This window comes from Carboxylicivirga sp. (genome assembly GCF_982718395.1).
In genome coordinates this window covers 1-10,236 of sequence record NZ_CEXQWX010000200.1, presented here as the reverse complement: position 1 = coordinate 10,236, position 10,236 = coordinate 1, and the positions used below count along the sequence as shown (strand labels likewise).

At 38.9% G+C, this 10,236-nt stretch carries 11 protein-coding genes; 1 reads left to right on the top strand and 10 read right to left on the bottom strand.

The genetic code is table 11. The features are described from left to right. The 7 genes from AC4MRQ_RS22885 to AC4MRQ_RS22855 form a co-directional block, all read right to left on the bottom strand. On the bottom strand, positions 1-876 hold an 876-nt coding region (locus AC4MRQ_RS22885; RefSeq protein WP_491200054.1), incomplete at its 3' end, for a hypothetical protein. Positions 877-881: 5 nt separating this feature from the next. After that, entirely contained in the window at positions 882-1,469 is a 588-nt protein-coding gene (locus AC4MRQ_RS22880) for a phage tail protein (RefSeq protein ID WP_491200053.1), read from the bottom strand. Between the two features lie 291 nt (positions 1,470-1,760). Continuing rightward, a complete protein-coding gene (gene hisB, locus AC4MRQ_RS22875) occupies positions 1,761-2,888 on the bottom strand; it encodes a bifunctional histidinol-phosphatase/imidazoleglycerol-phosphate dehydratase HisB (RefSeq protein WP_491200052.1) in 1,128 nt (375 codons plus the stop codon). A gap of 238 nt (positions 2,889-3,126) precedes the next feature. Beyond that, positions 3,127-4,161 carry a histidinol-phosphate transaminase gene (hisC, locus tag AC4MRQ_RS22870; protein ID WP_491200051.1) on the bottom strand — a complete coding sequence of 345 codons (1,035 nt, stop codon included), beginning with the start codon at positions 4,159-4,161 and terminating at the stop codon, positions 3,127-3,129. An 88-nt stretch (positions 4,162-4,249) separates the two neighbouring features. Then, positions 4,250-5,536: a histidinol dehydrogenase gene (gene hisD, locus AC4MRQ_RS22865; RefSeq protein ID WP_491200050.1), complete on the bottom strand. Its 1,287-nt coding sequence runs from the start codon at positions 5,534-5,536 to the stop codon at positions 4,250-4,252. A gap of 99 nt (positions 5,537-5,635) precedes the next feature. Further along, positions 5,636-6,496, bottom strand: a complete 861-nt coding sequence (gene hisG, locus AC4MRQ_RS22860) for an ATP phosphoribosyltransferase (protein ID WP_491200049.1) — start codon at positions 6,494-6,496, stop codon at positions 5,636-5,638. A 380-nt stretch (positions 6,497-6,876) separates the two neighbouring features. Next, complete coding sequence (locus tag AC4MRQ_RS22855) at positions 6,877-7,263, bottom strand: bacteriohemerythrin (protein ID WP_491200048.1); 387 nt, start codon at positions 7,261-7,263, stop codon at positions 6,877-6,879. 357 nt (positions 7,264-7,620) lie between these two features. On the opposite strand from AC4MRQ_RS22855, the gene AC4MRQ_RS22850 reads away from it, so the two are divergent. Beyond that, a complete protein-coding gene (locus AC4MRQ_RS22850) occupies positions 7,621-8,352 on the top strand; it encodes a CDP-alcohol phosphatidyltransferase family protein (RefSeq protein ID WP_491200047.1) in 732 nt (243 codons plus the stop codon). 57 nt (positions 8,353-8,409) lie between these two features. Here the strand turns inward: AC4MRQ_RS22850 and AC4MRQ_RS22845 are convergent, their stop codons facing one another. The 3 genes from AC4MRQ_RS22845 to AC4MRQ_RS22835 form a co-directional block, all read right to left on the bottom strand. After that, positions 8,410-8,547, bottom strand: coding sequence for a hypothetical protein (locus tag AC4MRQ_RS22845; RefSeq protein WP_491200046.1), 138 nt, complete (start codon positions 8,545-8,547; stop codon positions 8,410-8,412). A 10-nt stretch (positions 8,548-8,557) separates the two neighbouring features. Beyond that, positions 8,558-9,694, bottom strand: coding sequence for a cytochrome d ubiquinol oxidase subunit II (gene cydB / locus AC4MRQ_RS22840; protein WP_491200045.1), 1,137 nt, complete (start codon positions 9,692-9,694; stop codon positions 8,558-8,560). Beyond that, positions 9,694-10,236 (bottom strand): cytochrome ubiquinol oxidase subunit I (locus AC4MRQ_RS22835; RefSeq protein ID WP_491200044.1); only part of this gene is annotated, 543 nt, incomplete at its 5' end. The genes cydB and AC4MRQ_RS22835, both read right to left, overlap by 1 nt.

The window sequence follows — 10,236 nt, the reverse complement described above, 5'->3', positions numbered from 1 at the left end:
TTGCAACATTCCTTGTGGCTTCTTATAATTATCAACCATAATACCACCTGAATTAAATAACTTCACTTCACATGCCTTGTCGTTTCCAAACTCAATGGCTATATGGCTATATTCTACAGTCACCTTCACGTCATTTGTTGAATTCTCACCAGAACTGATATCTGTGGGCACACCTACCACAAACTCACACGGAAATGGATCTACCTGAAATGGAAGATCATTATTCGTATCCCAATTTTCTTTATTGCATAAGGCCTGCAATAGCTCCTCCATTGTTCCTTCTGTTAAAGTACAATTATAACGCGCATTATCCTGTTCCGAAAAATCATCTATATTATAAATATGAACTGCCGATTCTCCCATATTCAAACCAGTGGGTAATGCCGTTGTTGAATTAGATTGAGAGTCTTCATCAAAGTTAGATCCTGGCTCCATAGCACTATTCTGGTTGAAACTAATCGCTGCAATAAATTCAGGATCTGATTTATCTCCCTGGTAGGCCAATATCTGATCTCCGGCCACAGATACTGTCACCTTCTCTCCTGTTATTGTACCCAGTGAAGATGTAGCTAACTCATTTCCATTATAAGTTGTAATGTGCACTATGGTTCCAGCAATTAAGTCAGAAGTAGCAAGCCAGGTAATATGACTTTCCGGATAAAATGCATTGAAATTTCCTCCTGATGTCCATCCGTTATCTGTGAAATTTATTTCAGTACCACTCGAAATATCATTCAGCAAGACAAATGAAAACTGATCATCGGAGCCGTCACTGTTAATCGCTATAAAAGCGATATCACCTGCTTTAAGTATACTTTGACCGAACAAATTAACCGTCAAGGCACACCATGTCAATATTAAAATAAATCGATACATCATCTCTAATTACGCGATGGGAAAACGCCTTCTATACAAATAATATAGTGGACAGTTGCAAAGGGCTGCCGTTTATCAAAGGCTTGTCCCCCCCCTGTATTATTAACCGTAACATTTGGTACAGCTCCTTCGGCGTTGCTCGACTCATGGTACATATTTTCACCTGAAACTGCCGGATATTTGCCTGTCGGGTCATCTGAAGTAGCTTCATCATCGTTCACAGGGTTGGTGACCGTTGCAGTGTGACTGTGTGCCGGCAAATTATTTACAGTTAATGTTACCGTTTCAACCCCACCTTTTTCTCCTAAACTATAGCTCGACAAGCCTGGGCCGTTACCGGGATGAATAGCAACTCTTCCTCTTAAGTCTGGTAAGCCAAAAGTAGTCCGTCCATCACCACCATAGGTTGTTCCTAATATTGAAAACAAGGCCTGATTTTGAGCAATCGCTAATAACTGCCCATCACAAAATGCCCATCCACTAGGAGCATAATTACCCGCAAACATTCTTATTTCTCCAAGCATTCCTTCCTGTTGTGCCCTCATTGAGACTGAGGCTACCAATAGCATTGCTGCCAATAGAGTTTTTTTCATAGTTGATTATTTAAGTTGTTATCTAGTAAATAACCTTGGAACCGATTAATAGTTCTTCTTATCAGCCGATTTCAGGGAATAAATAGTAAAATCTTTTCCAAAGTTTTGAACTTTGGAAAAGGTGGGGCCTTACTGATTACGACTTTAGTTTATTGAGGCAGCATTTTTTGGTTGGTTATATACCGTGTGAAAATTTCTAGCGGGGAGTAGTGACCACTCATCGGATGAATATGAGCAATTTGTTAATATTCATCCGATGAACGATGATTGACAAACATTGGTGGTTTGCTATTACAACATCTCCTTCGTACTTGGTAAACGATTATTATACGGATCTTTACGAATGGCGACTTTAATCGCCTTTGCCAATGCTTTAAAGATGCCCTCTATTTTATGGTGCTCGTTGTTGCCCTCGGCCTTGATATTGAGGTTGCAAGCCGCAGCATCTGAAAAGCTTTTAAAGAAATGGTAGAACATCTCAACGGGCATATCACCAATCATTTCGCGTTTAAAATCGGCTTCCCACACCAACCACGAACGGCCACCAAAATCAAGTGCGATCTGCGCCAAGCAGTCGTCCATCGGCAGACAGAAACCATAGCGCTCTATTCCCCGCTTATCGCCTAAAGCCTTTTTAATAGCCTCACCCAGTACAATGGCAGTATCTTCAATGGTGTGATGCTCATCTACGTGCAAATCACCATCTACCTGAATGCTTAAATCACAACCTGAGTGACGCCCGATTTGTTCCAGCATATGATTGAAAAAGTTCAGTCCGGTTTTTATATCACATTGCCCTTGTCCATCGAGGTTAATAGATACTTTAATCTTTGTTTCGGCTGTATTCCGCTCAACGGTGGCTGAACGTTCGGTTTTGAATAGAAAATTGGCTATCTCGCTCCAGTCGGTTGAAGACAAGACACAAACTTCTGAAAGTTCTGAGTTATTGAGTTCAGTGTTTGCAACATCTTCTTCTTTTAAAAAGATAGCTTTACACCCCATGTTCTTCGCCAACTCCACATCGGTAATACGGTCGCCCAACACAAATGAGTTGGCCAGATCGTAATCACCTTCCATATATTTGGTTAACAAGCCGGTGCGCGGTTTACGCGTTGGGGCATTATCTTCAGGAAAGGAACGATCAATCAATATATCATCAAAGATGATTCCTTCATTCTCCAATGCTTTCAGCATTTTATTTTGCGCCGGCCAAAAGGTATCTTCTGGAAATGAGTCTGTACCCAGTCCATCCTGATTAGTGACCATTACCAATTCGAAGTCAAGCAAATCGACGATCTTCGACAAGTTTTGAAATACCCCCGGGTAGAATTCGAGTTTCTCCAGGCTGTCTACCTGGAAATCTACTGGTGGTTCTAATATTAATGTTCCGTCGCGATCTATAAAGAGTAGTTTTTTCATTTTTTTAAAGTATTGAAATATGAGTATCAAGATGATTTACAGCTTGATTATATTTGGCTAACGACTAGATTTACAGCTTCTTCTAACTTTCTAAGCATCTTTAAGATACTAAGAAAGTGCAAATTGCTCCCCCATCGCCCAATTCGTTGCCGCACGAATCCCTTCGCGTGGCTGGAAACTTTATAATCTACCACACGAGAGGACTCGTGCGGCAGCAGCCGGAGTGGGGGAATTTGTATCAAATAAAACTATCTAATTCTTCCAACAACAACTTATTCTCTGATGGCTGGCCAATAGTAATGCGCAAGCATCCCTCACATAAAGCAACCGATGAACGATCCCGGATGATAATTTTCTTTTCTACAAGATAATTATAAATCGCCTTTGGATCATCCACCTTCACCAATAAGTAGTTCGCATCTGATGGATACACCTTTTGTACAAATGATAAACCAGATAATGCATCTTGCATCAATTTTCGCTCATTCAATAGTTGCTCCACCCAACTTCGTTTGTTGTCCACTCGTTCAAGTAGATCAAGGGCTTTTTCCTGTGTGAGAATATTGATATTATATGGGTACTTGATATTACTCAATACCTTGATAATCTCCTCTGAGGCAAATGCCATACCCAAACGGATACCGGCCATACCCCAGGCTTTTGAAAAGGTTTGTAGAATTACAAGGTTAGGGTATTTATCCAATTGTGAAAGCAAACTTTTATCAGGTGCAAAATCGATATAAGCTTCATCAAGCACAACAATTCCTTCAAACTGTTTTAATATGGTCTCAATATCTTCCTGCTTAAAACAATTGCCGGTTGGATTATTAGGTGAGCAGATAAACAATAGTTTGGTGTTTCCGTCGCAACCTGAGAGCAAAGCATCCACATCCAATTCAAAATCATTGGTCAACAATACTTTTCGCACCTCAACATTATTGATATCAGCTGCTACCTGATACATGCCATAGGTAGGATCAATAGATACCACATTGTCTACACCCGGCTCACAAAAAGCCCGAAATAATAAATCAATGGGCTCATCGCTTCCGTTGCCCAGAAATATTTTAGATGTATCAACAGCCTTTAGCTCCGAAATCTTTTTTTTCACCTTGCGCTGATATGGATCGGGATAACGGTTATAAGGCTGATTAAACGGATTCTCATTAGCATCCAGAAAAACAGCTGCCTCACCAGTGTACTCATCTCGTGCTGATGAATAGGGTTTGAGATCTTTTATATTAGCTCGTAATAATTGATTTAGTGGTTTCATTTTTAAAGTATCAAGATGTGAGTATCAAGTATCAAGATGATTCACAAGACACAAAATAGCCTTATGTCTTGACACTTATGTCCTGTGTCTAATTACCCATTTTCTTTAATCGAACGGTTACTGCATTTTTATGAGCCATCAGTTGCTCTGCTTCTGCCATTACTTCGATGGAAGGCCCCAGTTTTGACAATCCAAATGCGCTAATCTTCTGATAGGTAATCTTTTTCATATAACTATCAAGATTCACCCCACTAAAGGCATTAGCATAGCCGTGAGTTGGTAAAGTATGGTTAGTACCCGAGGCATAATCACCGGCACTCTCGGGAGAATAGTTACCTAAAAATACCGATCCTGCATTCACTACTTTACCTGCAATAGACTCATCATCACGCATTGATACAATCAAGTGTTCTGGTGCATAAGTATTGCTCATCTCCAACATCTCATCGGCGTCTTTTAGTACTATCAAGCGACTGTTAGCTAAAGCTTTTTCAGCAATATCCTTTCGAGGCAATTTGTTTAGTTGCTGTTCTACTTCCTGCTCTACTTTTATGAGTAAATCTTCATTATTGGTCGCAAATATCACCTGGCTGTCGGCACCATGCTCAGCCTGAGATAACAAATCGGCCGCTACAAAAGCTGGCTCTGCACTTTCATCAGCCAGCACCATTACTTCAGATGGTCCGGCAGGCATATCAATAGCCACATCTTTAAGACTCACCAACTGCTTTGCAGCTGTTACAAATCGATTACCAGGGCCAAATATCTTCGCCACTTTGGGTACAATTGCAGTTCCATAGGCCATTGCTCCCACAGCCTGTACGCCACCTAATTTAAAGATCCGGTCAATACCAATTAGCGAAGCTGCATATAAAATGGCAGGATTAATTTTGCCTTCCTTATCCGCCGGCGTACATAGCACGATCTCCTTACAGCCTGCAATCTTAGCCGGGATACCAAGCATCAAAACCGTTGAGAATAGCGGGGCCGTACCACCTGGCACATACAAGCCTACAGATTCTATTGCCACACTCTTTTGCCAGCACTGAACACCGGGCATTGTCTCAATGACCTTTTGTTGTGTCTTCTGCGACAAATGAAATTTCTCAATATTCTGGCGGGCAACCAAAATAGCATTCTTCAGGTCGCAGCTCACTTCCATACATGCTTCATCAATCTCAGCTTTGCTCACTTCAAGCTCTTGCAGATCAACACCATCAAACATGCGGGTATATTTAATCAGAGAAGCATCACCGTTTCGTTGTATATCATCCAATATACCACGGGCCGTGTCATACACATCTTCTAAGCCGTTATCAGGGCGTTCCAACAACTGACTCCATTCATTCTTGGGGGGATAAAGAACTTTTTGCATATCTTTTTCAGCTTATAGCTAATCGCTACTCCCTTCCTTGGGATGATTTCTTAATATTATATCTGGTTTTTAGAGGTTTTCGTCCTCCTTCTTCTCTCCTTAAAGTATCATCTTCTCAATTGGGATGACCAACAAACCTTCGGCTCCGTTTTCCTTCAGTTGTCCAATAATTTCCCAAAACTTCTTTTCCTGAATCACGGAGTGAACTGAACTCCAGCCTTTATCAGCCAATGGCAATACAGTTGGACTTTTCATGCCTGGCAATATTTTAACAATATTATCTACCTTATCGTTTGGCACATTCATTAAAATGTACTTATTCGAGTTAGCTGCCATCACCGAGTTAATCCTGAAAATCATTTCATCTAACAGAACTTGTTTCTCTGGTGACAGATCAGCACTTGCAACTAAAAGAGCCTCCGACTTCATAACTACTTCAACCTCTTTAAGACGATTGGCAACCAATGTACTACCTGAGCTGACAATATCAAAGATAGCATCTGCCAATCCAATGCCCGGAGCAATCTCCACCGAACCTGCAATCTCATGTATCTCAGCATTAATGCCTTGCTCTTTAAAATATTTTTCCAAAATAACCGGGTACGATGTGGCTACTTTTTTACCCTGAAAATATTCTAATCCGGTGTACTCCTCAGCCTTCGGAATCGCCAGAGATAAACGACATTTGCTAAATCCAAGACGTTTAGCAATGTTTAGCTCAAATCCTTTTTCAGCCATTTCATTCTCACCGACAATACCTATATCTGCTACATCATCGGCCACAGTTTGAGGGATATCATCATCACGCAGAAAGAGTACTTCGATTGGGAAATTTGGCGATGAAGCCACCAATTTACCACTACCAACATTAAATTTAATACCGGCCTCTTTAAGTAGCTTCATTGAATCTTCGTTTAAACGACCTTTCTTTTGTAATGCAATTCTCAATTTAGTTTCCATGTTATGTTCTTTAAGATTTTTATCGAATAAAAAAGGCTTACCCAATTTGGATAAGCCGTATATGTTCTCAGTTTTTCGTATACACAATCAGCTCATCCAAAGGATAAGAAATGATGATGATGTATATGGAATTGTTTTTTCGTCATTGTTCTGAAAATAAAAAGAGGCTTACCATTTCTGATAAGCCTCCGTTGATATTTTAATCTTTACACACCAATCACCGCCTACCAGCTTTGCAGGAAATAATGATGGTGATGATGAATAAAGTTTTGCATGTCTTGTTTCTAAAATCTGATACAAATGTAGCGTCAATATTTACAATTACAAATTTTCAATTATAATTTTTTATTTAATTATAAGTTAATTGACAAAGATCAGGTTTACAAGCTCTCTTCAAAAGCAGCATATTGCTGATCTGAACCCTTGATGTGATTAATCAGCCAATCTTTCAAAAAATTAGTTACTTCAATTGACAAGAGCATCTTCCTGTTAGTTAATCGTTCATGATAGCTATACACTTTATCTACAAATTGTGCGTGTAACTGCTTATGGGATTCTAAATCAGGATAATTCATTTTTGCCATGTGTACTTCTTCATTGGCAAAGTGTGTTTTGGTATAATTTACAAGGCCCAGTATAAGTTCTTCCAGTCGCTCTTTAGGCGAATTATCCCTAATGCCTTTGTAAAACTTATCGATCAAGCTGAAAAGCTGCTTATGCTCGTTATCAATTTGAATATTGTTTACTGATAATTCGTTTGTCCACATATAAAACATATATAATTACTATTTCTCCCAAAAATATAATCCCTTCATTAAACCAAAAAATATAAAACACTGATTTTCTTACTAAATCTTTTTTTTAACAGGTAAATACATAAACTCAATGATCTGTTAAGATGAAATGTTTTAATCAAGGAAATTCATGATTTCTTGCGACGATAAAGGTACACCGCAATTCTGGGTTTATTGTATTCTCACAATTTGCGTTTTCCAAATCGTGCTTCCTACCTCCATTATGTATTCATCTAATCCAGCATCAATATTAGATGAATAGTTTAGGTTAAATTTTGAAACACCCCGTCTTTACTTTACTTTCGAGCTAAATTTATTAAACCATACAGAATGAATATTAAACAGCATATCCCCAACTTCCTAACATGTCTGAATGTTTTATGTGGTATACTGGCCGTATTTTTTGCCATAAATGCCCGCATTGACTTCGCCATCTGGTTGATCTTTGCCGGCGCTTTGCTCGACTTTGGCGATGGATTTGTAGCAAGAGTTTTAAATGCATACAGTAATATCGGAAAGGAACTGGACTCTTTGGCCGATCTGATAAGTTTTGGTGCGGCTCCCGCAGCCATTTGGTATACCGTTATAAAATATCAGTTGACAGGAAGCTACGCAACAGACTTTTTTACCTTATCAATATCTCAGCAGATTATTACTCTAGCTCCTTTTGTTATGGTAGCTTTTGCTGCATTAAGGCTGGCCAAATTCAATGTTGATACACGTCAATCTGAAAACTTCCTTGGACTGACAACAACAGCAACCGGAATTTTCACAGCTTCTTTTGCTTATAAATTCCTGCAAAATCCTGAGTGGTTTAGTTGGTTATCTCCTCTTATCATTTTGATTGTCATCGGATTTTTCAGCATAATGCTAATTAGCGAAGTTCCAATGTTTTCTCTTAAGTTTAAGAATATGCGGTGGGATGAAAATAAAGAACGTTTTGTGCTTCTTCTTTTAGCAATTGTATTTACTGTTTTGCTTGGAGCTGGTGGAATTGCGGCTGTAATTTTGTACTATATACTTGTGTCGCTCGGCAAATGGTTTTTGGGAGTAAAGTCGTAAATTATCTATGTTATAAAAACAACAATCCCGGTGATAGTAACACCGGGATTGTTGTTTTTATTTTGCTTCTTCCGTTTCCTCTTCAGCTTCTATAAGCTTATTAAACTTCTTCAACCCGAATAACACACTATAATAACTGATAACTATTGTTAGTGGCAAAGCAAAATACCACAATATTTCATGTAAATACTTCATAATCGACTAATTAATATACGTGTACATCATCTGATTTCATCTCTTCTTCATCAATTGGTTTATTATTCATGGCTTTCCACACATACCAGATGTAACCAAACACAAAAGGTACCAATAAAGATACGTAACTCATCGCCGTCAAAGTAAAGTGACTGGATGAGGCGTTTTGTATCGTTAGCGAGCTTTGCAAATCGAAGGTTGACGGATAAAAAGCAGTATTGTTAAAACCAGCAACTAACAATAAGCTGAAAACGGTCAGTACAGTTCCAATACCTGCTGCCCAGATACCTTTTGTACAATCTTTGCGAATGATGCTCGCTCCCAATCCCAGCAACACTCCAACAACACCTAATAAAAACAATATTAACACAACAGGCATTGCAACCAGGTTTTTTAAGTATTTAAAGTCTTCCATAAATACTACTGAGCTTTCCGGATTTATAGCAAAACCATCACGAACAAACAACCAAATTACAAAGGTCAGGAAGAAAATTAGAAAAGGAATTCCATTATAAACTAATTGCTTTTTGGCCCGGTTAAAGATTTCATTGTTCTTAACACTATTCATAAAATAGAGCACACCCAACACTCTTGCTAAAAAGAATACAGCCAATCCAAGTGAAAGGTTATGCAAATTCAATGCTGCTTCTAAACCATGCGACTTCAGCTCCCATTGCGATTGATTCATTTCATTAACTGAAAATTCAGAGCCTGTAAAAAAGGTAGCAACCGCAGTACCAATTAATACGGTTCCTAGTAAGCCGTTAATCAGCAGGAATATTTCATAAGTGCGGGCTCCAAATACATTATTTGGTCTGGAACGAAATTCGTAGGCAATAGCTTGTAAAACAAATGCAAACAGTATTATCATCCAAACCCAATAGGCACCACCAAAACTAGTGCTATAAAACAATGGAAAAGATGCAAAGAAAGCACCGCCAAAAGTAACCAGCGTCGTAAATGTAAATTCCCACTTACGCCCAAGTGTATTAACAAGCATGGTACGTTCCATTGCTGTTTTGCCAATAGTATAGATTAATGTTTGTCCGCCCTGAACAAACATCAAAAACACCAATAAAGCGCCAAGAAGTGATACGATAATCCACCAATATTGCTGTAAAGCTAAATGTGATAAATCTCCAAACATTAGTTATGCCCTCCTTCTTTTGGTCCGTTTTTTATTTGTTTTACCATGATCTTTACCTCTGCAATTGCCAAGGCCACAAAAGTGACCGTGAATAAGCAGAATGTTATTATCACAGAACTGGTATCAATTTTTGAGACTGCTGTCATGGTTGGCATCAGATCCTGTATTACCCAAGGCTGGCGTCCAACCTCAGCTACTACCCATCCTGCCTGACTTGCAATGTAAGCTAATGGAATAGTCCAAAGTGCTGTATAAAGCACCACTTTATTCGACTCCAGTTTCTTCCTGTAAATGAGCCAAAGCACAACAATAAATAATAACATAAAGTGTCCGCCTAAAATTACCATGATATGAAAAGCATAGAATGATAATGAGATTGGAGGAACAATTTTAAACGCATTTAATTCGAGTTGTTCAGGATCAGGATCGTAGTAATTACCATAACCAAAATACCTGAAGTAATTTTCTACCCATTCCTTGTCATCAAACTTTGCCTTTAAGCGGTTATACTCCGTCTCATCTGTACCTTTCGCCTCCTTAAA

Coding starts and splice junctions, on each gene's coding strand:
- AC4MRQ_RS22880 (WP_491200053.1), bottom strand. CDS start 1,469: ATGAAAAAAACTCTATTGGCAGCAATGCTATTGGTAGCCTCAGTCTCA.
- hisB (WP_491200052.1), bottom strand. CDS start 2,888: ATGAAAAAACTACTCTTTATAGATCGCGACGGAACATTAATATTAGAA.
- hisC (WP_491200051.1), bottom strand. CDS start 4,161: ATGAAACCACTAAATCAATTATTACGAGCTAATATAAAAGATCTCAAA.
- hisD (WP_491200050.1), bottom strand. CDS start 5,536: ATGCAAAAAGTTCTTTATCCCCCCAAGAATGAATGGAGTCAGTTGTTG.
- hisG (WP_491200049.1), bottom strand. CDS start 6,496: ATGGAAACTAAATTGAGAATTGCATTACAAAAGAAAGGTCGTTTAAAC.
- AC4MRQ_RS22855 (WP_491200048.1), bottom strand. CDS start 7,263: ATGTGGACAAACGAATTATCAGTAAACAATATTCAAATTGATAACGAG.
- AC4MRQ_RS22850 (WP_491200047.1), top strand. CDS start 7,621: ATGAATATTAAACAGCATATCCCCAACTTCCTAACATGTCTGAATGTT.
- AC4MRQ_RS22845 (WP_491200046.1), bottom strand. CDS start 8,547: ATGAAGTATTTACATGAAATATTGTGGTATTTTGCTTTGCCACTAACA.
- cydB (WP_491200045.1), bottom strand. CDS start 9,694: ATGTTTGGAGATTTATCACATTTAGCTTTACAGCAATATTGGTGGATT.